Below are 23,767 nucleotides of genomic sequence, written 5' to 3'. Positions count from 1 at the left end.
CTGGCATGATTGGAGACTAGAGCAGCGCCGTACTGATGGGTAGGGGTTGGGGGCGGGAAAGTTACCCCGGGCGCGCCTGCCGGTGCGCGGGCGCGCTCACCGGTTGCCGCGGGCCGGCGGGACTGTCGCGACACTCTCCGCCACGCCATAAGCTGACCGGCATGGCAGAAGGCGGCGAGCGGCGCGAGTACCGCATGGCGGAGCTGGCCCGCGAGGCGGGCATCACCGTCCGTACCGTGCGCTTCTACCGCGAACGCGGCCTGATCCGGCCGCCGCGCCGCGAGGGCCGGATCGCCTGGTACGACGACCACCATCTGGCCCGGCTCCGTACGATCGCGGGCCTGCTGGAGCGCGGCCACACCCTGAACGGCATCGCCGACCTCGCCGCCGCCTTCGGGAGCGGCCGGGACGTGGGCGAGGTGCTCGGCCTCGGCGAACCCACCGAGGAGACCCCGGTCCGGCTCTCCCCCGAGGAACTCGCCGACTACTTCGAGGGCGAGACCACCCCGGAGAATCTGCGGGCGGCCCTCGACCTCGGCTATCTGGCCACGGACGGCGACGAGATAGTCCACATCAGCCGCCGCCTGCTGGATGTCTCGGCGGCCCTGGTGCGCGAGGGAGTCCCCCTGGCGGCGGTCCTCGAAGCCGCCCGCAGCGTGCGCGTCCACGCCGACGCCCTGGCCGGACTCTTCGCCACGGTCCTGCGCACCCACACCACCACGCCGGACACGGAGAAACTGCGCCCGCTGGCGAAGAGCGTGGTGGAGGCGGAATTCTCGCTGGCCCTGGACCGCCATCTGCGTACGGACCGGGAAGCCACGCCGCCCACCGACCCCCCGGAACCCGCCGCCGGTTGAGAGCGGTCGCCGCGCGGAGCCCAGGACAGCGGCCCACGCGCACACCGGTCCCTCACACCCCGCGGCAGGGCGACCGCCCAGGTCACATGGCGCCTCGGTCCTGAAAGGCGCTAGCCGAGATCGTAGGTGACCGTCACCGGCGCGTGGTCGCTCCACCGCTCCTCGTGACTCGCGGCCCTCTCGACATACGCCTTGACCGCGCGCGCGGCCAGCCCCGGCGTCGCCACGTGGTAGTCGATCCGCCAGCCCGTGTCGTTGTCGAAGGCACGGCCCCGGTACGACCACCACGAGTACGGGCCCTCCCGGTCCGGGTGCTGGGCGCGGACGACATCGACGTAGTCCGCGCCCGTCTCCTCGAAGACGCGGGTCAGCCAGGCGCGCTCCTCGGGGAGGAAGCCGGAGGACTTGCGGTTGGCGCGCCAGTTCTTGAGGTCGGCCTCCTGGTGGGCGATGTTCCAGTCACCGCACACCAGCACCTCGCGCCCGTCCGCCGCCGCGCTCTTCTTCAGCTGTTCCAGATACGGCAGGAACTCGTCCATGAACCGGATCTTCTCGTCCTGCCGCTCCGTGCCCACCTCGCCCGAGGGCAGATAGAGGCTGGCGACCGTCACCCCGGGCAGATCGATCTCCGCGTACCGCCCGCTCGCGTCGAACTCCGCGCTGCCGAAGCCGATCCGCGTACGCTCCGGCTCCCGCCGCGCGTACAGCGAGACGCCCGCGCGCCCCTTGGCGGCGGCGGGGGCGTGCAGTGCGTACCAGCCCTCCGGGGAGCGGACCTCCTCGGCGAGCTGCTGGGGCTCGGCGCGTACCTCCTGGAGACAGATCACATCGGCGGAGGTGCCGGCCAGCCACTCCACGAAACCCTTCTTCGCGGCGGCGCGCAGTCCATTCACATTCACGGAGGTCACAGTGAGCATTCCGACACACTACCCGCCCGGCTCAGACGCCACCGGGCTGCCATCGGGTCCGCTCGGGCACGGCTATTCCGCCCTCCCCCGTAACGGGCCGTAATCCGGCACGGGAATTCCCCGGGCGTTCACATCACTCACACCACTCCGCGACCGCTCCATTTGTTCCGCTCGGCCACGCGCGCGGAGAGCGCACCGGAACCGGCGCCTCCACGCGCTGCGGCGGGACTCTTGCCATCGGGGCAAATCGATTGCCCGCACTCGCACTTGGGCCACCGGAGCCCGGATCCCGGCACCAGATCGGCGCCCTCAACCCCGCGTACGGTCATTCCGCCAGCCTCCGCAGTCCGACGGCGACACGCTCCACCAACTCACGCGTGGGTTCGGGAAAATACGGCGGCACCCAATCCGGGTCCCATCGCACAAAATCCGGGGCACCGCCCGACGTCACGGGCTTGTCGATCTCTTCGATCGAGAGTGAATCCCTAGCCATAGGTGCGAGTCCTCGCCTCTCCGTGTGCAATTCCTCGTTTCTACACCCGAAGTGACCTTTCCCCACTACTCCGCATGGGGAAATCTCAGCGACAACCCATATGGAATAGAGGGGAGTTGAACGCATGAGCGAGTCGGTGAAAGCACACGCACATGCGCACGCGGGTACGGGTACGAGTCGGACACGGGTACGGACCTACCCCGCGCCCGGCGCCCGTTCCAGCACCAGAAAACCGCCCACCTCCCCGGTGACCGTGTAAGTGGCCCGTGGGTGCAGCCGCTTCGCGTACGCCATCGGGTCCCCGACCCATCCGCTCCTGTTGTCGAGCGCGATGTAGTCCGGAGTGATGCCTCGCGTATCGCCCACCCAGAAGACCCGGCAGCGCGAGGTGAGAAGGCTGATCGGCCCGACATTCGCCTCGACGGTCGCGTCGTCGGGAATACCTTCCAGGAACCGTTTCGCCGCCCGCACTTCGGGACGGACCCGGTAGCCGTCCGACTCGGCCAGGGCCGACAGCGGCAGCGAGGTGGTCAGGGCCATTGCCGCCGCCGCGACCATCGCCGGGAGATGGCGCGCGTACGAACGCAGCCAGGAACGGGGGCTGCTGCGTACCCGAACGATCGCGTCGACCAGCGCGAGCGTCACGATGGGCATCAGTACGGCGTTGTAGTGCCAGCCCGTGCCCCAGTAATTGTCCTCCGACGACAGAAAGCGCCAGCCGAGCGTGGGCAGCGCGATCAGCATCAGCGGTGAGCGCAGCGCGAGGAGGCCGGCGGTCGGCAGCAGGAGCCAGAGGAGCGTACGGAACTTGACGTCGAAGCCGTCGAGAGGGCTGGATCCGCCCTCGACCTTGACCCAGTAGTCGTACGTATCACCGGAGTTGAAGGCCGGTATGACGAACATGAACGTGAGCACGGCGGCGACCACCGCCAGCGCCGCCACCGCCAGCGCGTCGGGCACGCCACGGGACGCCGTGCGCCGCGCGCGCCCCGCCACGACCAGCGCGATCGCGGCGGCGGTCAGCCCCAGGTCCTCCTTCACCAGCACCAGCGGCAGCGCCCAGCACAGCGCGGCCCGCCGGCGGCCCGTCAGCAGCGCTTCGAGCGCGAAGGCGATCAGCGGGACGGCGAAGGCGATCTCGTGGAAGTCGAACTCGACCGCCCGCTGCACGCCCCACGACAGGCCGTACGCCACACCGATCGCCACCCCGGGCCATCGCCCCAGCAGACGGGCCGCGACGCGGGTGACGGGGATGGCGGAGAGCGCGAAGAGCGCGGCTTGGGCGACGAGCAGCGTGACGGGCGTCGGAAAGAGCCGGTACGCGGGGGCCAGCAGCGCGACGACGGGGCTGAAGTGATCGCCGAGTATGTTCGCGCCGGGCCCCTTGAGGTCGGCGACCGGGGCCTCCAGCTGCGCGTACGCGCGCACCACCTGCTCGAATATGCCCAAGTCCCAGGACATCGTGCGCAGTTGCAGATACCTCGATATGGACAGGGCGGCGTACGCGCAGCACAGGACCACGGCCACGATGTACGGATCGCGGCCCCGGACGGACCGCGTCGGGCTCGCGGCCGGTTCGGGAAGCGGTGTGGAGGGCGGGGCCGGTGTGCCGGTTCCGGGCAGGGCGAGGCTGACTCCGTGCATGGGTGTGAGGTCTCCCTATCCGGCCGGCGCTGAGGAGACGCTCGCGCCGGAGCCGGGCGACGTCATGACCGACGGTCCGGAGCCGATCCCCGAGGCGATGGGCGGCGGCGTCGTGAACGGAGACGCCGTACCGTCCGAGAACGAGGGAGTGCCGGACGGCACCCCGCCGGCCGGTGAGCCGGAGGACACCTCGGCGGCCGTGGTCGGAGGGGACGGCGACGCGAACCGGCTGCTGTGGGACAGCGGACCGGACGGCGACGAGGGCGGGGTGAGCGAGGGGACGGGACGGGCGGGCGGCTGCTCGGAGGAGGTGAGGTTCAGCGCGGCGAGCGCGCTCGCTCCGCTCAGCACACACACCGCGCACGCGGCGGCGAGGGCCAGCGTCGCACGCCGCCGTCGCGTCCCGCGGGCCTCGATCTCCTCGACGGGCAGCGGCAGCACCTGCCGCCCGCTCTGGTTGGCGGCGCGTTTGAGCGCGGTGGACAGGAAATCGTCCCCGTCGCTCGGATGGAACTCAGGCACCGTGCTCCTCCTCGGAGGTGTCGGAGGCGGGTGAGTCGTCGAGCCCGGCCGCGAGCGCGGCCCTGGCACGGGACAGATGAGTTTTGACGGTTCCGGTCGAGATGCCGGCCTCTGCCGCCACCTGCTCCACCGTCAGATCGCACACGTAGTGCAGGACCGCCACCTGACGCTGTCGCTCGGACAGCGTCTGGAGCGCCGAGACGAGGGCGACCGTGCCCGGTTCGGGAGCGGCCAGCGTCCGCGGTTCGCTTCCGCTGTACCGCCGCCAGGCCTCCAGGGCCCGGCCCCGCCCGCGCCACCGGCTGACCGCCAGCCGGAACGCGACGGTACGGATCCACGCCTCGGGCCCCGCCTCCCTGTCCAGCTTCGCCCGGCGGCCCCAGGCGCGTACGAAGGCTTCTTGCACCACGTCCTGAGCCTCGTGAAGGTCTCCGGTCATCAGGTACACCTGTCCCACCAGCTGCTGAACGGAGTGAGCGTAGAACTCCTCAAACTCCTCGACGGTCATGCGGCTCCCAGGACGTGGTCAGATCTCAGGGGGTATACGCATGGGGGCGGAGATCTGGTTGACACCGTTCCGCGATTATTTTCCGCACCCGTCGAACCCGGCGTGTACAGAGGCCGGACATGCCGGAGGCCCGGCCCCGCGCAGTGCGCCGGGCCGGGCCTCCGAGTGGGATCAGCGGTTGCCGACACCGTTCCCGGACAGAACCGGGATGTCGTCCAGGATGTGCGACAGCGCCTCGTCGCCCTTGGCCTGCGTCGAGTTCTCGACACACTGCTGGTTCTGCGGGGAGGACAGGACGTTGACGTCCTGGACCGCGATCGGCACGAGGCCAATGAGGGAGCCGACGTTCGCCTTGAGCGGCAGACCGACACAGGGCTTGTTCAGCGAGCCCTGGACCAGGCCCAGCTGCGGGCTCATGTCGCCCTTGGTGGACTGGTTACCGAAGGCCTGCTTCGCACCGTTGCCGCTGAGCGACGTGGTGCCCGAGTCGTCACCGATGGCAAGCGCCGGCGACGCGGCGGTCGCCGTCGCTCCGACGATCGACGCCGCTACAGCGGCGGTTGCCCACAGCTTCTTCATGTAAATACCTTTCCGGAAAGTCGGACCCCACCGGTGGAGTCCGACTTGCTCAACTCGCTCACGGATGGATTAGTTTCGGCGATTCCCCCGAATGGCGTACTGCAATATTCAGAGAAAAAGGCCGGTCCACCGCGGAATTCAGCGGCGGCCCGGCCTGGCGGCCCAGCCGATTTCTCAGTTGTTGCCGGTGCCGTTCCCGGACAGGATCGGGATGTTGTCGAGGATGTGCGACAGCGCCTCGTCGCCCTTCGCCTGCGTCGAGTTCTCCACACACTGCTGGTTCTGCGGGGAGGACAGGACATTGATGTCCTGGACCGCGATCGGCACGAGACCCAGCAGGGCACCTGCGTTCGCCTTGGCGGGAAGTGCGATACAGGGCTTGTTCAGCGACCCCTGAATGAGGGCGATCTGCGGGCTCATGTTGCCGTGGGTCGCCATGTTGCCGTACGCCTGCGTGGCGAAGTTCCCGCTGGCGGACGTGGTGCCACCGTCGTTGCCGACGGCGAGCGCGGTGGGCGCGGCGGCGGCGGAAACGCCGACCACGGAGGTGGTGACGGCCAGACCGGCCATAACCTTCTTGATCACGATGAGTCCCCTTCTGAAGGAAGCCCCTAAGTCCCCGGGGCTACTGGTGCAACTCCAGACCCCGGGTTTGGTTCTGGCCCTTCACTCCAACGGCGTATTACCGGGGATCAACAGGCCCACAACTCCCAGCAGCACCAAGGACAATGCCGCGCACACCGGCAAGCCGATCGAGTGAAGCAGCGGAACTAAACAGCGGATGCCCGGTTGTGCAGGTCGCTCCGCACGCATTCTTTGATGAAAAGGAACACATCGTGATCAAGAAGATTATGGTCGGCGCGGCCGTCGCCGTCTCCGTGGTCGGCGTCACGGCCGCGGCGGCGCCCTCGGCGTTCGCCACCGGCAACGACGACGGCACCACCTCCTTCAGCGGGAACGGTGCCCAGGAGGCCTACGGCAACCAGTCCACCAAGGGCAACCTGAGCCCCCAGGCTGAGCTGATCCAGGGCTCGCTGAACGACCTGTGCCTCGGTGTCCCGGTCAAGGCCAACGTCGGCTCGCTGGTCGGCCTCCTCGTGCCGGTCGCGGTCCAGGACATCAATGTCCTGTCCTCTCCGCAGAACCAGCAGTGCGCGGACAACTCCACCCAGGCCAAGGGCGACGAGCCGCTGTCGCACATCCTGGACGACATCCCGGTCCTGTCCGGGAACGGCGCGGGCAACCGCTGATCCCGCAGCACCTCCCGCGGCACGTACGGGCCGGCAGGGGCAATGGAGCCCCGGCCGGCCCGTACGGCGTTTCCGGCGGTGAATTGAGGGCCCGCGCGACGTGTAGAATTCCGTCAAATTCCAGCAGTGTTCCGGGTTGCGTGGCTAAGAAAACATTATCGTGGCAACCGAGTGAAGTAACGGCTGCCTAAATCCCGAACAGTTTCTTCGCCTCCGTCCGATCGTTGGACTTCCAGCAGCGGACGTGTGAGCAGGGAAAGCCGTGCTCGCGTTCCACGAAAGCCGTGCGAACGTATTCGCCGCTGCGGAAAGGGCTCAAGATGAAGTGCAAGAAGGCCGCAACGGTCGTCGCAGGCCTGCTCCTGGCCATGGGTTCCGCTGCCCCGGCCATGGCCGACGCCGAGGCGGAGGGCGTAGCCGCGAACTCCCCGGGTGTCCTCTCCGGGAATGTCATTCAGGTTCCCGTGAACATTCCGGTCAACGTGTGTGGTAACAGCATCGACGTCATCGGCCTGCTGAACCCCGCGTTCGGCAACAAGTGCATCAACAAGTGACGTTGCAGTGACGTTCTAAGAGCACCCCGCGGGGGTGTTCTCGGCCGGTCCCGGGGCGCGTTCGACATGCGCCCCGGGACCGGCCTCAGTTGGCACCGTTTTCAACCAGCGACCACTGCTCGCCGCACCGGCGAGCAGGAGGAGAACCAGATGCGAGATCTCATCAGTAAAGGACTGCTCACCGCCGCCGCGGCGTCGAGTGTCCTCTCCATGAGCGGCGGTTACGCCCAAGCGGTGGACGCCGACGGGGCGGCCGTCGGCTCACCGGGCGTGCTGTCCGGGAACACCGTTCAGGTGCCTCTGGAGATCCCGGTCAATGTCTGTGGGAATACGGTGGATCCGATCGGGGTGCTCAACCCGGCTTTCGGCAATGCCTGCGCCAATTCGCCGGGCGCGCCCACACACGCGTCACATCCGGCTCCCGCGCCCCACGCGGCCCCGGGACCCCAGGGTGCGCCCAGACCCGAGGCAGCTCCAGGGCCCCAGTCGGACCCCGCGCCCCACGGTGCTCCCCCCGCGCACGGTGCTCCGCCCGCGCACGCGACGCGGCCGGCTCCCCAGGCGGACGACGCCACCACGCCCGCGGCCCCGCCCCAGAGCCACGCGCCGCATCACGGCGTACCCGGCCAGGCGTCCCCGGGCGGGCACCACGACGAGGCCGCCAGCTCCACGCACGCCTCCACCGCCGCCGTCGGCTCGCCGGGCGTGCTCACGGGCAACGCCCTGGAGGCCGTCCTCGACATCCCGGTGAACATCTGCGGCAACTCGGTGGATCTGATCGGCGTCCTCAACCCGGTCTTCGGCAATCTCTGCGCGAACGGCACCCCGCAGGCGCCCCACGCGACCCCCGGCACCCCCGGCTCTCCGGCGGCCCCCGAGGCGCCCGAGGCCGCCACGCCGCCGGACGGCCGTGCCGTGGACCCGGCCGGCCCCGCCACGCACCCGCGGACCCCGGCCCCCCGGGGTTCCTCCGACGCGATCCTGCCCGCGTCGATGCCCATGCCCGCGGCCTCGGACGAGAGCACCCAGTTGGCCGCCACCGGCAGTGATCTGAACATGCTCGCCATGGGAGCGGCCAGCGCCGGTCTGCTGCTCGGCGGTGGCATCCTCTACCGCCGCAGCACCGTCGCCTCGCGCGTCTGACGGAGTATCCGCCCTGCCGGGAGAATCACGACGGATTCTCCCGGCCGGTTTGTGTCCGCGTCCCGTCCGCCCCGGCCCGGGGCGGCGCCGTCAGGACAGTCTCGGCTCCCCCACCGACGCCGGTGAGGCCTGCCGCTGGCGGACCGTGCCGAGCGAGCCGCCGCGTGATCCGAGCCGCCGCCGCACCCCCGCCACCAGCCGTTCCGCGGTATACGCCGCCCCGTACACGAACCGCATCGAGGGGCCGAAGGACGGGGCGCTCAGCAGTCCCGCGACGAACAGCCCCGGGTACGAGGACTCGAAGACCGCGCTCGCCTCCGGCGCGCTGCTCGGGCGCACCGTCCGCATGCCGGCCCGCAGCTCACGGTCGACCAGGCCGAGCCGTTCGAGCCCCGGGGTGAATCCGGTGGCGGCGATGACATGGTCCGTTTCCACGGTCTCGACCCGGCCCGTGGTGGAGACCAGTTCCAGCCGTACGCGCCCGTCCGCCCGGGCCGCGCCCGCCACGCTCTCGCCCAGCCGGACGTCCACCGCCGGCTCGAAGCGGTCCCGCAGCCACCACGCGCCGGCGGGGCCGAGCGCCGAGGTGAAGACCCGGGCCCGGGTCGTCTCGGGCAGTCTGCGGAAGATGCCCGGGGTCTCCGCGTAGAGATAGTTCTTCCATCCGCAGCCCAGACCGGTGTGCGGGGCGCGGGCCGCCTCCAGGGCGGGGCGCTGCCGGGGCGGCGGCAGGGTGTTCCAGTTCAGTCGGGACGACCGGGCCACCACCCGTACGGCAGTGCCCTGTTCGGCGAGGAGCGCGGCGGTCTCCAGGGCGGCCTGCCCGGCGCCGATGACCGTCACGTCCTGGCCCTCGAAGCGCGCCAGATCGGAGTGGTGGCTGCTGTGCGACACCTGGCCCGAGGGGAGTCCGCGCAGCGGGGCGGGGATGTCGATGAAGGGCATCACCCCGACCGCGAGCGCCACCGTACGGGCGAGGACGGTGGTCCCGTCGGAGGTGTCGAGCCGGAACCCGCCGGGGCAGGACCGTACGGACGTGATCGTACGTTCGTCGACCGGCGGGGCCGCGCGCTCCGCGAACCACAGACCGTACGAGGCGAAGAAGCCAACGGGCAGCGGGGAGGCGTGCCGTACCTCCACCCCCTGGGTCGCCGCGTAGGCGGCCAGGCTGAACGCGCCCTTCGGGGCGGAGAGATTCGAAGCCCATGGTTCGGACTTCAGGAACATGCCGGGTGGCATATTGTCCCGCCACGAGGCCATGGGTCTGCCGAACACGCGCAGATCGAGGCCGGCCGCCGCCGCGTGGGCGGCGATGGAGAGTCCGTAGGGGCCGGCGCCCACAACTACCAGGTCGTACATCGTGTGTCCCGTTCTCTGTGTCGGAGGTTCGGACAGGGGGCTTGGGGTGGTCGACGGACGGTTCATCAGGGCGTCTGGGAGACAGGGGGACGTGGCTTCGCGCGGTTCCTGCCCCGCCCGCGCTGCCGTACGGGGGACGTGCGGGGCCGCTCGAAACCGGCCGCACGCCGTCCTGGCAGCGCCCGTCTGAGCCTGCGCCAGCCACGCCGTACGACATGCAGCACCCACGCGACGGCCATGGCGTACGCGGGCAGCGGATCGTCCAGCGCGAACCACGCGGCCTCCGTGGACCGGGGCCGCGGCAGGCCGCGCCCGTCCCGGTGGACGCCCCTGGGCCCGAAGGGCGACAGGAGGGACGAGCGCGGAGACGCGAGGAAGGACAGCAGGGCGTAGTTCTCCACCACGAAGGTCCTGCCGTGCGCCGCCTCCTGCGCGGGGACGGTCCGGCCGGTGAGGTCGAGATGCAGCGCCCGTACGACATCGGTGCCCGACCGGTCGGTGAAGAGCCGGAACTGCGCGCCGGGCCGGGGGTTGAAGTCGAGCAGATGGTAGGCGCCGGTGGCGGTGTCGAGCCGGAAGTCGAGGTCGAGGATCCCGCGGTAGCCGAGCGCCGAGACCATCTGACGGGCCATCCGCTCGACCGCCGGGTTGGGCAGCCACCGGCCCACCGCGGTCAGTCCGGCCCCCACCGGCCAGGAGCGTTCCTTGCGCCCGGCGGCACCGATCAGACATTCGCCGCCACCGCCGCTGTAGCCGTGGAAGAACCAGTCCAGATCCCGGCCCTGGGGCAGGAACTCCTGGAGCAGCAGCCTGCTGCCCGCCTCGGCGCTGCGCGCGTACAGCTCGCGGGCCTCCTGCGGGGAACGTACGACCAGGGTGCTGCGCAGCCCGGTCCCCTCCGGGAGGAGCCACGGGCGGCTCCACTTCGCCACGACCGGCAGCCCGAGCGACCAGGCCGCCGCCGCGGCCTCCTCGGCGCCCGAGGGGATGACGGTGCGCGGGTGGGGGATGCCGAGCGTGCCGCAGATCCCGACCAGTTCCGCTTTGTCCGCCACCCGTTCGGGCAGCCCTGACGGCTGTTCAGGGAGCAGATAGCGGCCGTCGAGCCGCTCCCGCAGCCGGCCCACCGCGATCGCGCTCAGATCGTCCATGGCGATGAGCACGGGCGGGGTGGTGAGCCCGTCCGCGATCCCGAGCAGCAGCCGCTGAATCTCCGCCAGATCCGAAGACTCCGTCAGATCCGTGGGGTGGTCGGGCCGCAGATGCGCCCGGCGCAGATAGCGGGAGCGCCCCACGGGGCTGCGCGCGCCCTCGATCACCGCGTGGACCTCGATCCCCGCGCGGCCAAGGGATCTGACGGCGCCAAGGGTGCCGTGGTGGAACGGGTTGCGGTCGAGCCTCATGAGTACGGCGGGGACTCGGGTGTCAAAGCTCGCCACGTTGATGTCCTTCATTTCGGTAACCCATGCGGGGGATGAAATTCACGAACGGACTACTGGAACGCCAGGCCGGGTTCCCGATCGGCTTATTAGAAATACTTTTGTGATCAACGTGACCGCGGATCGAGGCCACGGAAAGAGGTCCAAACTCACGAGGAGCGGACATGCCCCTTCGACGACGACGGCTGACGACCACCTGCCTGGGGGTGGTCACGGCCGGCCTCCTCGCTTCCGGCGCGGCGCCGCCCGTCGCCCATGACGCGGACGCGTGGGCCGCGACGGACGAATCGGCGGTACGCGGAAAGCCGAAACCGCCGAGGGCACCCGAACCCGCGATGGGCGCGTATCTCGATTACGGCCCGAAGGGCGTCCGGCGCATCGCCTCCATGCAGAGCTGGCTCGGCGGCCGGGAGCTGCGGGTGGGGCACACCTATCTTCCCGGGGACGTGTGGTCCAACATCGAGGGCAGTCCCGGCTTTCTGGAGGACTGGGCCGCATGGCGAAAGGCGAAGGACAACCGTCTGTTCGTTCTCAATGTCCCCATGCTCGAACACAACGAGGAACGGGTGCCGGACGCTCTCGTCCGCGCTGAGCTGCACCGGGCCGCGCGGGGCGATTACGACAGTCACTTCAAGACCCTGGCGCAGCGGCTCGTCGGCCTGGGTGTTCCGGACACGGTGATCGTGCTCGGCTGGGAAATGAACGGGGACACGTACACGCATCGCTGCGGGCCCGACCCGGAGTCGTGGAAGAAATACTGGAATCGCATCGTCACCACCATGCGCGCAGTGCCCGGACAGAAGTTCCGGTTCGATTTCGCTCCGAACCGCGGACGGGACGCCATTCCCTGGACCGAGTGCTATCCGGGTGACGATGTCGTCGACATCATGGGCATGGATTCTTATGACCAGCCCCCGGGCCGGACATTTGATGAACAGGTGAATGAGCCCTTTGGGCTTCAGGAGCACGTGGATTTCGCCGCTGCACACGGAAAGGTTATCTCCTATCCGGAGTGGGGCCTCTTCCGCAACGGTGACAACCCGGAATACATGCGCCGCATGCTCCAATGGATCGACACATACAAACCGGTGTACAACACGGTGACCGACTACTGCCCGCACGGCATCTGGCAGTGCGGGCAGAATCCCAAGTCGTCGAAGATGTTCCGGTCCATGCTGTACGGGTTCAAGCCGGAGCCCGTACCGGTCCCGCGACCCGAGCCGACGCCCACGCCGCCGCCGACGCGGCCGCCCGGGAGCTGTACGCCGCTGGACCTCGGTCCCTGGGTGGAGAAGTGGCTCGGAGGCAAGATCTGCATCCGCCTCAACTGGTCGCGGCGCGAGGACGGCTGACCAGCCACCCGTACGGGACGGCGGCGGCCGGGGTCATCCCCCGGCGCCGCCGTCCCGCAGTCGTTTGACGAGCGCGGCGGCCCGGTCGCGGCCCGCCGCCTGGGCGACCAGCAACTGCAAGGACGGCGCCAGATGCGGCCGGGCGAGCAGCAGCCGCTGGTTGCGGACGGTCTCGGGACGCCAGTGGTGCTTGTACGGCTCATTGCCGCGCAGCATGCTGAGCGTGGCCCGGCCGCTCGCGCTGATCCGCCGCGCCCCGCTCCGCAGCAGCATCGTGGCCACGTCCACCTTCCTGGCACGCAGCGCCGGATCGGCCCCGTACAGATAGCCGCCCTCCAGCCGGCCGGACATCAGGGTGAGATCCGCGGCCACCACCGCGCCGGACAGCCGGAACTCGGTCAGCCGCGCTTCGCCGTACTCGGTCATGGACCGTACGGACCGGGTCAGATGGTCCGCGAAGCGGGCGCTGAGGTGTTCCGGGGTGACCCCGCGGCCCCGCCACTGGAGCCGGTGCAGCTCCAGCAGCCGCCCGACCGCCGCCGGGATCTCGTCCTTCGGCACCACCCGCTCCTCGATGCCCAGCGCGTCCAGCTTGCGCAGTTTGGCGCGGGCGCGCTGGGCGCGTGAGGAGGTGAGCCTGCCGAGCAGTTCGTCCATGGGAACGCCGGGCAGTTCGAGGCAGAGCGAGTCGTCCAGCTTTCTGCGCGGGCCTGTCCAGCGGGCGAAGATTCGTTCCGCCGCGGCCCCCGGCCGTACCTCGCGCAGATCGATCACCGCCGTACGGGCCAGTTCCGCGAGCGATGCCGCCAGCGCCCCCGCCGCCGCCTCGGCGCAGTCGTCGTGCAGCAGGACATCGGAGAAGTCGGAGATGGAACCGCCGAGTTGGACGAGGACGGGGAGAGGGCGGTGGGCGAGCATCAGCGGGGCCGCGGCGACGAGTTTCGCGCCCCGGCGGACGAGCACGACCCGCAGCCCGCGCCGGTTCCCGTACGACAGCCACCACGAGTGCAGCCAGGAGTGGCTCTGGAAGGGCGTGGCCGTGCGCGAGCTTCGGTGCAACTCATGCCAGTCCGGGGCGAGTTCGGCAAAGCGGCCGGCATCACGGCAGAGTTCCGTGGTGAACATCGGGCCGTACGCCCGCGTCGCGGACCTGAACAGCGGGGAGAAGACGCGAAGGTGCGCGACCGGAGGGGCTGTGCGGGTCGCGGCGGTGCGCGCGCTCGATTCGGCGGCCATCAGGCTCTCACACCGTTTCCGACTGCGGCAGCGACTGCGCCTGGGACTGGTTATGCGGCTGGGGATGCGGCTGGGCGGAGGTCGCGGGGCCGGGTACGTTCGCGTGGAACTCGCCGCGCCGCGGTTTCGGTCTGACCAGCAGTCCGAGCCCGCCGAGCAGCCCGCCCGCGCAGCCGCCGACCAGGGCCGACAGCCCCGCCGAGGGGGTCACCGGAGCGGCCGGCTCGACCGCGCGGGAGAACTGGAGCACCCGCACCCTCGTACTCCCCTGCATATGGGAGCCGTTGACGACCAGCGCCCGTGCCACCCCGTCCGCCATGTTCACCGCGGTCGAGGCCCGGTCCGAGGTCGCCGTCACGGAGATCATCGGAGCGTCCGGCGAGGTGGCCGTCTGCACGCTCTCCCGGAGCGTGCGCGCGGGCACCCCGGCCCAGACCGGCGCGTCACCGATGAGCGCGATCTGCGCGGCGACGCGCCCGTAGGCCGTCGCGAACCCCAGCGCGGCGGCCGGGTCGGACTTCTCCGTCGGTACGACGACGACATAACTGGTCGCCGAGTACTGCGGTGTGCGGAGCATCCCGTACGTACCGCCCGCCAGCGTCCCGGCCAGGACCGCCACCGGCACGATCCAGCGGGCGGGCAGCGCCGTCACCCTCGACAGCGGGAGCCGGACCCAACGCGACATGGCGGAGACAGAAGCGGAGGCGGAGGCCGGGACGGGTTCGGGGACTGCGGGTCGGCGCCGCGCGGCCGGGCGTCGCGGAGGACTGGTGTGCGGGGTCATGAGCAGCTCACTTCTCGGAGGGGGCCGGGCCGCGGACGGCGTTCTCGTAGACGGTCATCAGCTGGTGGGCGCTGTGGGCGATGTCGTAGTGACGCGCGGCCGGGGGTACGGGCAGCCGGCGCGGCCCCTCCTCCTCGAACCGCCGCAGTTCGTCGACGAGTCCGGGTACGGAGCCGCTGACCCGGCGCGCTCCCGGCGCGGCGTCGGCTGGCAGGTCCTGGAGGGCGGGGCAGGTGACGTGGAGGACCGGCAGCCCGGCCGCGAGCCCCTCCACGACGGCGAGTCCGAACGCCTCGTCGGGGGAGGTGGAGACGAACACGTCCATGGCCGCGAGCAGCGAGGGGAGATCCGGCCCGCGCTGTGACGGAAGCGCGGCGAGCGGGGGCGGCGGGTCCTGGCAGGCGCCGGGCAGCAGGATCCGGTCGGCCGCTCCCCGCTCCCGCGCCAGCCGCAGAAGCCGGTCGCGCTCGGGTCCCTCACCGATCAGGAGGAGGCGCGCGTCGGGCAGTTCGGCGACGGCCCGTACGAGCCGGTCGAAGCGTTTGCCGCGGGTGAGCCGTCCCACCCCGCCGACCACGAACGCGTCCTGGGGCACTCCCAGGCGCGCGCGGGCCGCGCCGCGCGCGCTCTCGTCGTAGGCGAAGCGCCCGACCTCGATGCCGTTGGGCACCACATGGATACGGTCGGGGCGCACCCCCCAGCGCTCCAGGCGCCGGGCGACGGTGGCGGAGACGGCGACGGTCGCGGTGCCCAGGCGTTCGCCCGCGAGATAGAGGGCGCGGGCGCCCGCGGAGAGCGGCCGGCCCTCGATCTGGACGGCTCCGAGGGAGTGTTCGGTGGCCACGATGGTCCGTACGCCGGCGAGGCGGGCCGCGAACCGCCCGTACAGGCAGGCGCGGTAGAGGTGCGTGTGCACCAGGTCGTACCGTCCGCGTTTGATCAGCCGCGTGAGCCGGGGCAGGGCGCCGAGGTCATGGTTCCCGGCCATGTCGAGGTCGGTGACGGGGACGCCGTCGGCGACGATGCCCTCGGCGACCGCTCCCGGGTTGGTGAGCGTGATGACCTGGCTGTCGGTCGGCAACTGTCTTAACAGGAGCCTGAGTTGCTGCTCGGCGCCGCCGATGCCGAGTCCTGTGATGATGTGCAGCACCCTCATGTCGTCGTCGCCGCCCGGGTGTCGGCCATGGCGGCCACCGGGACCGCCGAGGCCACGGCCCCCGCCATGGCCATCGCGTCCTGAGCGGTCCGTCTGGTGTGCGCCGCGTACTCGGCGTACTCCCCGGCCGGGACGGGCCGGCGGCGCCAGCCGTGCAGCCGCCGCTTGAGGTGCAGCCTGGGACCGGTGTCGCCTTCCCCGACATGGACGCGGGGCAGCGCGAACACGCCGGTGAGCGGCCCTGGGTCGATGGCGCAGGCGTACGCGTAACCGGCGGCGCGTACGGCCCTGATGGCGCGCGCGTCGACCGAGCCGTACGGATAGCAGTAACCGGCCACCTCGTGACGGCCGGTCAGATTCCGCAGCAGCTCCCGCAGGAGTTCGCGGCTCCGCGCGGTGTCGGTCGCGAGCAGCGCGTCGTCGGCCTTGGTGAGATCGGTGTGGCGCAGTCCGTGCGAGCCGATCTCCATGCCCGCCCGCGCCGCCGCGCGAATGCCGTCGGCGGTGAGGAGGGGCTTGCTCGGACCGGGGCTGTCCCATTCGTTCGTACCGCCGAGACGGCCGGGCAGGACGAAGACGGTCGCGGTGAACGCGTAGCGGCGCAGCAGCGGGACGGCCTGTTCCAGGAAGTCGGCGTACCCGTCGTCGAAGGTGAGCCCGACGAGCCCGGCGCCCCGCCCCCCGGCGCGGGCGCGCAGCAGCCGGTCCATACTGACGCCGGTCAGCCCCCGGCGGCGCAGCCAGCGCAGCTGCCGTTCGAGCCGGTCCGGCGAGACCGTCACCCGGTAGGGATCGTCGGTGGGGTCGGCGACGGAGTGGTACATGGCGGCCCACAGGGGGCCGGCGGACACCGTGTCAGCGGACATGCGCGAGCTTTCGTGTGAGGGGGCGGGTGAGGAAGCGGATGATGGTGTCGGTCTCGGGGGCCCGCAGGGCGTGCGCGATGACGAGGAACACCGCGCTGACCACCACGCAGGCCGCCAGGGCGCCCAGGACGGGTGACGGGACGAGGGCTCCGCAGAGCCATCCGGAGCCGGTGGCCGCCGCCGCGGCGGCGCCGAGTTTGACCAGGCCCCCGGTCATGAACCGGAGGCTTACGGGCACGCTGTGCCGGCCGACCCCGTGCAGCATCAGGGCGGCGGTGACGGTGATACCGAAGGCGTTGGCGGCGGCGATACCGAGCACGCCCCACACCTGTACGAGCAGGGCGCCCGCGCCGGTGGTCAGCGCGAGCCCGGCGAGCATCGCGAACGCGGGGAACCACAGCGGGCGCGCGGCGGAGAAGTAGCAGCGTACGAGCGCCCCGACGAGGGTGTGGCCCAGCAGACCGAGCGCGTACACCCGCATCACATCGGCGGTCGCCGCCGTGTCCGCCGGGTCGAACGCGCCGCGCTGGAAGAGCACTTCGATGATCTGCGGCGCGCAGGCGACCACCGTCGCGGCGCCGGTCAGCACGATTATCCCGGCGAGCGCGAGATCACGCTCGACCCGGAGCCTGGCCCGCTCGGTGTCCCCCGCCGCCATGGCGCGGGCGACCACCGGGAAGGTGACGGTGCACAGCATCATGGAGAGCGTCATCGGGATCTGCGCGACCTTCTGCGCGTAGTTCAGATGCGAGATGGCTCCGGCCGGCAGCGGCGCGGCGAGGAACCGCTCGATGAGGACCTGCGACTGCCGGCTGAGCGCGAAGACGATGACGGGCGCGAGCAGGGCGAGGGCGACGGTCGGTCCGCCGCCCGCGTCCTTCGGTCCCTGATCGGTCGTGGTCACGTCCACCGGCCGGCGCGCGCGCAGCCTGCGCCACAGGACGGGCACCTGGACGAGCACCATCAGCGCGCCGCCGATGGCGACCCCGGCGGCGGCGGCCCGTACCCCCCACCGGTCGCGGACCAGCAGCATGGTGGTGATGATCCCGGCGTTGTACGCGACGTAGATCATCGCGGGCGCCGTGAAGCTGCCGTGCGCGCGGAGCGCCGCGCTGCAGTAGCCGGCCATGCCGAAGGTGAAGGCGCAGGTGGCGGTCAGCCGGGTGCAGTCGACGGCGAGACCGGGCTCGGGCAGCCCCGGCGCGAGGACGGCCACCACCCAGGGCGCGGTGGCCACCAGCAGGGCCGAGCCGGCGCTGAGGGCGAGGAAGAGCCGGGGCAGGGTGCCGCGCACCAGAAGCCGTACGGGATCGGGGTCCAGGACCGGTGCGGTGGCGCGCCGGGCCAGTGCCAGGCTGAACGCCGGTACGAGGATCAGCGCCATGGCGTCCTCGATGAGGAGCGTGGCGGCCACCTCGGGCACGGTCCAGGCGACCAGGAAGGCGTCGGTGTCCGGCCCTGCGCCGTAGAGGTGCGCGATGGTCTGGTCGCGGACGAGCCCGAGCAGCGCTCCGGCGGCGGTCAGCAGCGCGGTGAGGAACGCCGCGCGCGCCAGGAACCGTCCGGAGGTGAAGGAGCCGCGGCCTTCCGCGCCAGGTCGGGTCTTGCCTCCTGTGCCGCCCTCGCCCCTGCCGCCGCCCTTAGCGCCCGCCGGGGAGGGCGGCCCGGACTGCGGGGGTACGGCGGGAAGGGAGTGCCTCGTATCGCTCACGCGCGACCGGCCTCACGCGGAGCGGGCCGCCCGGCAGGCCCGAGGGCCCAGCCGGCCGCGAGGCCGAGCATCACAGCGGTCAGTACGGTCGAGGGGCCGCCGATGTCCGCGTAACTGAAGTCGACCAGCTGCCAGACCAGCAGCCCGGTGACGGCGAGGCCGCAGTCGGCGCCGGTACGGGAGCGGTGCGCGCCGGGCAGCCGGCGCAGGGCGCGGACGAGGAGCGCCGCCCAGCTGCCCGCCAGGGCGACGATGCCCAGCAGCCCCTGTTCGCTGAGGACGAGCAGATACATGTTGTGCGGGGAGAGCAGCGGCTGACGCTGGAAGCCGAGACCGGCGCCCTCGGTGTCGCTGGCGGCGGAGAGCGCGAGTGAGGCGTGGCTGTCGCGGTAGGCGGGGAAGCCCTTCAGCCCGACGCCGGTGACGGGGTGTTCACGCCACATGTCGGTGGCCGCGGCCCACATCGTGTACCGGTCGGTGACGGACTGGTCGGGCGCGTCGGCGACCCGCGTGATGCTGTCGAGCCGCTCGGTGATCATCTGCGAGCCGATACCGAGACCTCCGACGAGTACGACGCCGAGCGCCCCGGCCACGAGCGTGACCACGACGGCGCGGCGCGGCCCCGACAGCGTCAGCTGGAGGGCGACGGCCACAGCGGTGGCGATCCAGGCGCCACGGCTGAAGGACAGGGCGAGCGGCACGGCGAGCAGCCCGGCACAGCCGAGCGCGACGGCGCGCCGCACTTGGGCCGCGTGCCGCCCCGCACCGACCGCCTCGGGGCTCAGGGCGAATCCGACGCAGATGACGAGTCCGTACGCGACGACCGTGGCCATGCCCATCACGTCGGTGGGGCCGAAGGTGCCGACCGCGCGGATCTCCTCGCCCATGTACGAGGCGCCGGTGCCGGTCAGATACTGCGTGACACCGACCGCGCCCTGCACCAGCGCGAGGACGACGACGGACCCGGCGACCAGCCGGAAGTCGCGGCGCTCGCGCAGGAGCAGCAGCAGCGCGCCGGGCACCAGCACGAAGATCTGGAGGTAGCGCGCCACTCCCGGCAGGCTGGAGGCCGGGTCGTGGGCGGTGATCGCCGCGATGGTCACACCCAGCACGGGAAGCCCGAGCACGAGCGCGGCGGTACGGGTCAGCGGCCTGGCCCGGTCGCGCAGAACGCGTACGAGGCAGTACAGGACGAGCAGTCCGGAGGCCGCGTCCGCGACGCTCCCGGACCCGGCGGAGCCGTCCCCGGCCGGCGCCGAGTCCACGGCGAGCAGCGCGACGACCGCGACGGCCGGCAGCAGATGCGCGGACCGGCGCAGGACGTGTCCCCACGGACCCGCGACCGCGAGCGGCCGGCCCGCGGTCCTGCGGGCGGCGGGATGACGGACGGCCGGCCCGGCGAACCCGACGGTGCCCGGGAAAACGACGCCGGTGGCGTCGGCGGCCATCAGCTGCCCGCCGGGCGGACGAGGGACACGGCGGTCCGCAGCAGGATGCACACGTCCTGCCACAGCGACCAGTGGTCGATGTAGTGGTTGTCGAACCGCGACCGCTCCTCGATGGAGGTGTCCCCGCGCAGCCCGTGGACCTGCGCGAGACCGGTGATCCCGACGGGCATCCGGTGCCGGGCCGCGTAACCGGGCTGGGTCTTGCTGAAGTTGGCGACGAAGAACGGACGCTCGGGCCGGGGCCCGACCAGGCTCATGTCACCCCGCAGTACGTTCCAGAGCTGGGGCAGTTCGTCCATCGACGTACGGCGCAGGAAGTTGCCCACCGAGCTCATCCGCAGATCGTTGGCGATGTTCCAGCGGGTGGCGGACTCGTGCTCGTCGGCCGGGCGCAGGGTGCGGAACTTCAGCAGGGTGAAGGTACGGCCGTGCTGTCCCACGCGTTCCTGGCGGAAGAGCACATCGCGGCCGTCGCAGAGCCGGACGGCGAGCGCGCAGGCCAGCAGGACCGGCGAGGCGGCCACCAGCAGCGGAAGCGTGAACACCACGTCCAGCAGCCGTTTGACGACCGCTCCGCAGCGGCGGCCGGGTGCGGCGGGCGGCTCGACACGGCGGGCGGCGAACCCCCAGAGGTGCCGCTCCATGGCGACGGGCGCGGCGGTCAGATCCCATGGCCCGGCGCCGACGAACCAGGTGGCGCAGCCGTACTCGTGGAACAGCGCGACGAGGGCCGCACGGTCCGTACCGTCGCCGGGGTCGGCGGCACCGGGGTCGCGGAATCCGGAGTCATGGAACCCGGGTTCGGTGAACCCCGGCTGATTGAAGCCGGGCTCGTTGAATCCGGGGTCGTTGAATCCGGAGCCGCCGAGCCCGCGGTCACGGTCGATGAACCGGTGGTCGATGAACAGCGCGTCCTGGACACCGTTCTGGATGACCGCCCGGTGGATCTCCTCGGCCGAGGTCAGCACCGGCAGGGCGGGGGCGTCCGTCACCGCGCCGTCCCGCCCGCCGGGTCTGGTGGCGGGCCGGTCCGCCTCGTCCTCGTCCTGGGCGGGCCAGGCGATCCCGACGGGCCGCAGACCGTACTCGGGGTGCTGGGCGAGCAGCGCGGCCAGCCGCCGCGCGGCCTGCCCCGACCCGACGACCAGCGCGGACCGCAGCCGGTTGCGCGCCACGGCGCGGCGCCTGGTGTGCAGGAGCGAGCGGCCTCCGCAGGTGACGACGAGCTGGAGTGCGCAGCCGCCGAGCAGCGCCGGAACACCCACGGCCAGCGAGGGAAGGAACGCGGCGAGCACGGCCGCGGCGGCGCACCAGGCCACCGCGATCCGGGCGGCCAGCGCGGGCAGCTGATCCAGCCCCGACAGGACGACACCGTGACGGTAGAGCCCGGCGGACGCGTTCAATACGGTCACCCAGAAGATGAGCTGGACAAGGAGAACCGCGTCGCGCTGCTCGTCGTTGAGCACAACGGTGGAGAGCAGCGCCGCGAACACGTCCGAGGCGATCAGCGGCAGCCCGAAGCGCAGCGTGGCGCCCGAGGAACGGCGGGCCGACGGGGCGAGGCGGTCCGGGGTGTCGCGAGGGGAGGCGATCGAAGCACGCCGCAGGACCTGCTGCCGCAGGGTCTGTGGCCCTGGGGTCTGAGGTCCGACGGTCTGCTGTCCCAGCGCCTGCTGCCCCACCGCCGGTTGTCCCAGGGCCTGCTGCCCCATGGCCTGTTCCGCTGTCCGCGCCCGCCCGGTCGGCGGCGGAACGCTGGTGCTTTCCGTGGTCACTGGGGAATCGGCTCCCTGCGTTCGGGGCGCGGCACTGAGGCGACTTCGCGGTACACGTCCGCGATGGCCCGCGCTGTCTGCCGCACGTCATAGGTGCTGAGTACGTGCTGATGGCCCTGGCGGCCGATGGCTTCGCGCAGTGGCGCGTCGCGGAGCAGAGCGCCGATGGCCGCCGCCAGCGCGGGCGGGTCCTCCGGCGGAAAGAGACAGAGCGCCTCGTGACCGGGCGACAGGCTCTCGCGCGCGCCGTCCACATCGCTGAGGACGACGGCCCTGCCGCTCGCCATGGCCTCCAGCGGCGCCACCGCCATGCCCTCCCAGCGCGAGGGCAGGACGACCAGATCAGCCGCCCGGTACCAGGGCGCGGTGTCCGGTACGGCTCCGGCGAAGAGCACCGACGGCGGCGCGGCGGCGCGCAGCACCTCGGCGTCCGGACCGTCCCCGACGAGAACCAGCCGCGCCCGGGGCAACTGGAGAAGGATCTGCCGCCACGCCCGCAGCAGGATGTCCTGCCCCTTCTGCCGGCAGAGCCGCCCGACGCACAGTACGAGGGGTGTGCCCGGCGGGAGGGCGGCCAACCGCGGGAGCGCGGCCCGCGCGGCGGTGGTGTCGGCCAGGTCCGCCGGCCCGGACGGCCCGTCCGCCGCCGCGAACCGTCCGACGTCGACCCCGTTGTGGACGACGGCCCACGGGGCGCGAATTCCAGCCCGCTCGCCGGTGCGCCGTTCCGCGTCGCTGACGCATACGATCCGGTCGGTCCACCGGACGGCCCAGCGCTCCCAGCACCCGGCCAGCCGGCCCGTCATGCCCTCGACCGCCTCGAACGACCAGGCGTGCGGCTGGAAGACGGTGGGCACCCGGCCCCGGACGGCGAGCCGCCCGGCCAGTCCCGCCTTCGCGCTGTGGGCGTGCACCAGATCGGGCCCGACCCGCCGTACCACCCGAGCCGCCTGCCCGACCTCACGGACCAGTCCGGGCCCGGGGTCGCGGGTCACCCGCCAGCCATGGACCTCGGCGCCGAGCCGGGCCGCCGCCGCGGCCAGCGGCCCTTCCCCGGGACAGGCGACGGCCACCCGTACCCCGGCCGCCAGTTGCGCCTCGACCAGATCCAGGACCACCCTCGCCACTCCGCCGTCGACCGGCTGGACGAGATGAAGCGCGGTGAAGCCGACCCCGGGCCGGTGCCATTGTGGCTGCACGCGCAACTCCTCCACTCGTGGATACGGGAAAACGATCTCTTCGAGCGGGCTCGGGGCGCCCGGAGTTCAGTTCCGGTTGTCCGCTCCTACGAAAAACGCACCGGCGCGGCCGGGGTCACGCTTTACGCCGAATCGAACACCTGAGTCAACCGATGCCTCTCGATTTCATTACCGCCCCCAAGAACCGCCGAATTCCACAAAATGACACTCCGTCTCGAAGATCGAAACAAGAAGGCACCTTTACAGAGGGCGGAGTGAAAATCACGTGAGACGCGCTGAATCGCGCTGAACGTACAAAAGGACTCTTACGAGCGGCTGTTCCTCGATCGACAGGTCGCCCCACCCGGCCAGGCGACACACGGGGCGTCACTCATTCGGACGCGCAACCGACGGGCGCCCGCGGCGTTGATGCATAGGTCGGGCAATCGCGCCCGGCGCGTATAGCGTCCCCTTTCGACCGAGGAGCCCTTCTCCATGTCGCGTATCGCCAAGGCTGTTGTTCTCTCCACCGCGGCCGCCGCCGCTGTCGCCGGCGCTTCCGGCGCCGCCTTCGCCGACGCCGATGCGGGAGCCGCGGCTGTCGGCTCCCCGGGTGTCATCTCCGGCAACGTCATTCAGGTCCCGATCCACCTGCCCGTGAACCTCTGCGGCAACACGATCAACGTCATCGGTCTGCTCAACCCGGCCTTCGGCAACACCTGCGTCAACAACTGACGACCTTCGCTGCCGCTGTCGGCGCCACGCCGACGTCGCGTCGACGTCATACGCGAGAGCCGCTCTCTCCCTCGGGGCAGAGCGGCTCTTCCGCTGTCCGGGCGTCACCCTTACGTGCCCGCGTGTCCACTCTTCCGGCGGCGCGGCGCGGCACCGCGCGGACGCCGTCCCGGCGCGTCGGACCAGGTGAGAGACGGGGCGGAACGGACCGGACAGATCCGGGCGCCGTCTGACGGACCGTATGGGAGGTGCCCGTTCGGTTGCGGGCCC

Annotated in this window: 22 protein-coding genes; 6 read left to right on the top strand and 16 right to left on the bottom strand. The window is 71.4% G+C overall.

Features of this window, described 5'->3' with window-relative positions:
* Positions 1-161: 161 nt before the first annotated feature.
* Positions 162-857 (top strand): MerR family transcriptional regulator, encoded by a 696-nt coding sequence (locus AB0M67_RS24630; protein ID WP_365748717.1) that lies wholly within the window; start codon positions 162-164, stop codon positions 855-857.
* A 110-nt stretch (positions 858-967) separates the two neighbouring features.
* On the opposite strand, the gene AB0M67_RS24625 is transcribed toward AB0M67_RS24630, so the two are convergent.
* The 6 genes from AB0M67_RS24625 to AB0M67_RS24600 form a co-directional block, all read right to left on the bottom strand.
* Complete coding sequence (locus AB0M67_RS24625) at positions 968-1,774, bottom strand: exodeoxyribonuclease III (RefSeq protein ID WP_365748715.1); 807 nt, start codon at positions 1,772-1,774, stop codon at positions 968-970.
* 679 nt (positions 1,775-2,453) lie between these two features.
* Positions 2,454-3,902 (bottom strand): DUF2079 domain-containing protein, encoded by a 1,449-nt coding sequence (locus tag AB0M67_RS24620; protein WP_365748713.1) that lies wholly within the window; start codon positions 3,900-3,902, stop codon positions 2,454-2,456.
* 15 nt (positions 3,903-3,917) lie between these two features.
* Positions 3,918-4,424, bottom strand: coding sequence for a hypothetical protein (locus AB0M67_RS24615; RefSeq protein WP_365748711.1), 507 nt, complete (start codon positions 4,422-4,424; stop codon positions 3,918-3,920).
* Positions 4,417-4,932, bottom strand: a complete 516-nt coding sequence (locus AB0M67_RS24610) for a SigE family RNA polymerase sigma factor (protein ID WP_365748709.1) — start codon at positions 4,930-4,932, stop codon at positions 4,417-4,419. Before AB0M67_RS24610 ends, AB0M67_RS24615 begins: the two co-directional genes overlap by 8 nt.
* Before the next feature lie 171 nt (positions 4,933-5,103).
* Complete coding sequence (locus AB0M67_RS24605; protein WP_365748707.1) at positions 5,104-5,511, bottom strand: rodlin; 408 nt, start codon at positions 5,509-5,511, stop codon at positions 5,104-5,106.
* A 174-nt stretch (positions 5,512-5,685) separates the two neighbouring features.
* Positions 5,686-6,096 carry a rodlin gene (locus tag AB0M67_RS24600; protein WP_365748705.1) on the bottom strand — a complete coding sequence of 137 codons (411 nt, stop codon included), beginning with the start codon at positions 6,094-6,096 and terminating at the stop codon, positions 5,686-5,688.
* 254 nt (positions 6,097-6,350) lie between these two features.
* On the opposite strand from AB0M67_RS24600, the gene AB0M67_RS24595 reads away from it, so the two are divergent.
* The 3 genes from AB0M67_RS24595 (at position 6,351) to AB0M67_RS24585 (ending at position 8,458) form a co-directional block, all read left to right on the top strand.
* Entirely contained in the window at positions 6,351-6,761 is a 411-nt protein-coding gene (locus AB0M67_RS24595; RefSeq protein ID WP_365748902.1) for a rodlin, read from the top strand.
* A gap of 320 nt (positions 6,762-7,081) precedes the next feature.
* A complete protein-coding gene (locus tag AB0M67_RS24590) occupies positions 7,082-7,315 on the top strand; it encodes a chaplin (protein WP_365748900.1) in 234 nt (77 codons plus the stop codon).
* Between the two features lie 150 nt (positions 7,316-7,465).
* The gene (locus AB0M67_RS24585) at positions 7,466-8,458 is read left to right on the top strand and encodes a chaplin (RefSeq protein WP_365748703.1); all 993 of its coding nucleotides are present in this window, start codon (positions 7,466-7,468) and stop codon (positions 8,456-8,458) included.
* A 90-nt stretch (positions 8,459-8,548) separates the two neighbouring features.
* Here the strand turns inward: AB0M67_RS24585 and AB0M67_RS24580 are convergent, their stop codons facing one another.
* On the bottom strand, positions 8,549-9,817 hold the full coding sequence (locus AB0M67_RS24580; RefSeq protein ID WP_365748701.1) for an NAD(P)-binding domain-containing protein: 1,269 nt from the start codon (positions 9,815-9,817) through the stop codon (positions 8,549-8,551).
* 65 nt (positions 9,818-9,882) lie between these two features.
* Complete coding sequence (locus AB0M67_RS24575) at positions 9,883-11,256, bottom strand: ATP-grasp domain-containing protein (protein ID WP_365748700.1); 1,374 nt, start codon at positions 11,254-11,256, stop codon at positions 9,883-9,885.
* Positions 11,257-11,420: 164 nt separating this feature from the next.
* Here AB0M67_RS24575 and AB0M67_RS24570 point away from each other — a divergent pair, with 164 nt between their 5' ends.
* Positions 11,421-12,608, top strand: a complete 1,188-nt coding sequence (locus tag AB0M67_RS24570; RefSeq protein ID WP_365748698.1) for a glycosyl hydrolase — start codon at positions 11,421-11,423, stop codon at positions 12,606-12,608.
* Between the two features lie 33 nt (positions 12,609-12,641).
* Here AB0M67_RS24570 and AB0M67_RS24565 read toward each other — a convergent pair whose 3' ends face one another.
* From AB0M67_RS24565 to AB0M67_RS24530, 8 genes are all read right to left on the bottom strand, one after another.
* A complete protein-coding gene (locus AB0M67_RS24565; protein ID WP_365748898.1) occupies positions 12,642-13,733 on the bottom strand; it encodes a GNAT family N-acetyltransferase in 1,092 nt (363 codons plus the stop codon).
* A 118-nt stretch (positions 13,734-13,851) separates the two neighbouring features.
* Positions 13,852-14,529, bottom strand: a complete 678-nt coding sequence (locus AB0M67_RS24560; RefSeq protein ID WP_365748697.1) for a lipopolysaccharide biosynthesis protein — start codon at positions 14,527-14,529, stop codon at positions 13,852-13,854.
* Positions 14,530-14,635: 106 nt separating this feature from the next.
* Positions 14,636-15,784: a glycosyltransferase gene (locus AB0M67_RS24555; protein ID WP_365748696.1), complete on the bottom strand. Its 1,149-nt coding sequence runs from the start codon at positions 15,782-15,784 to the stop codon at positions 14,636-14,638.
* Positions 15,781-16,650: a polysaccharide deacetylase family protein gene (locus tag AB0M67_RS24550; protein ID WP_365748694.1), complete on the bottom strand. Its 870-nt coding sequence runs from the start codon at positions 16,648-16,650 to the stop codon at positions 15,781-15,783. The genes AB0M67_RS24555 and AB0M67_RS24550 overlap by 4 nt, the downstream gene beginning before the upstream one ends.
* Entirely contained in the window at positions 16,640-18,361 is a 1,722-nt protein-coding gene (locus AB0M67_RS24545; RefSeq protein WP_365748692.1) for a lipid II flippase MurJ, read from the bottom strand. The genes AB0M67_RS24550 and AB0M67_RS24545 overlap by 11 nt, the downstream gene beginning before the upstream one ends.
* Complete coding sequence (locus AB0M67_RS24540; protein ID WP_365748691.1) at positions 18,358-19,809, bottom strand: O-antigen ligase family protein; 1,452 nt, start codon at positions 19,807-19,809, stop codon at positions 18,358-18,360. The genes AB0M67_RS24545 and AB0M67_RS24540 overlap by 4 nt, the downstream gene beginning before the upstream one ends.
* Positions 19,809-21,584 carry a sugar transferase gene (locus tag AB0M67_RS24535; RefSeq protein ID WP_365748689.1) on the bottom strand — a complete coding sequence of 592 codons (1,776 nt, stop codon included), beginning with the start codon at positions 21,582-21,584 and terminating at the stop codon, positions 19,809-19,811. The genes AB0M67_RS24540 and AB0M67_RS24535 overlap by 1 nt, the downstream gene beginning before the upstream one ends.
* On the bottom strand, positions 21,581-22,783 hold the full coding sequence (locus AB0M67_RS24530; RefSeq protein ID WP_365748687.1) for a glycosyltransferase: 1,203 nt from the start codon (positions 22,781-22,783) through the stop codon (positions 21,581-21,583). Before AB0M67_RS24530 ends, AB0M67_RS24535 begins: the two co-directional genes overlap by 4 nt.
* 474 nt (positions 22,784-23,257) lie before the next feature.
* On the opposite strand from AB0M67_RS24530, the gene AB0M67_RS24525 reads away from it, so the two are divergent.
* Positions 23,258-23,497 carry a chaplin gene (locus AB0M67_RS24525; RefSeq protein ID WP_365748685.1) on the top strand — a complete coding sequence of 80 codons (240 nt, stop codon included), beginning with the start codon at positions 23,258-23,260 and terminating at the stop codon, positions 23,495-23,497.
* The last annotated feature ends 270 nt before the right edge of the window (positions 23,498-23,767 follow it).

This window comes from Streptomyces sp. NPDC051662, from assembly GCF_040681655.1.
Lineage (GTDB): Bacteria > Actinomycetota > Actinomycetes > Streptomycetales > Streptomycetaceae > Streptomyces.
Note: the sequence above shows the minus strand (reverse complement) of the source record. Positions and strands in the feature narration are given on the sequence as shown.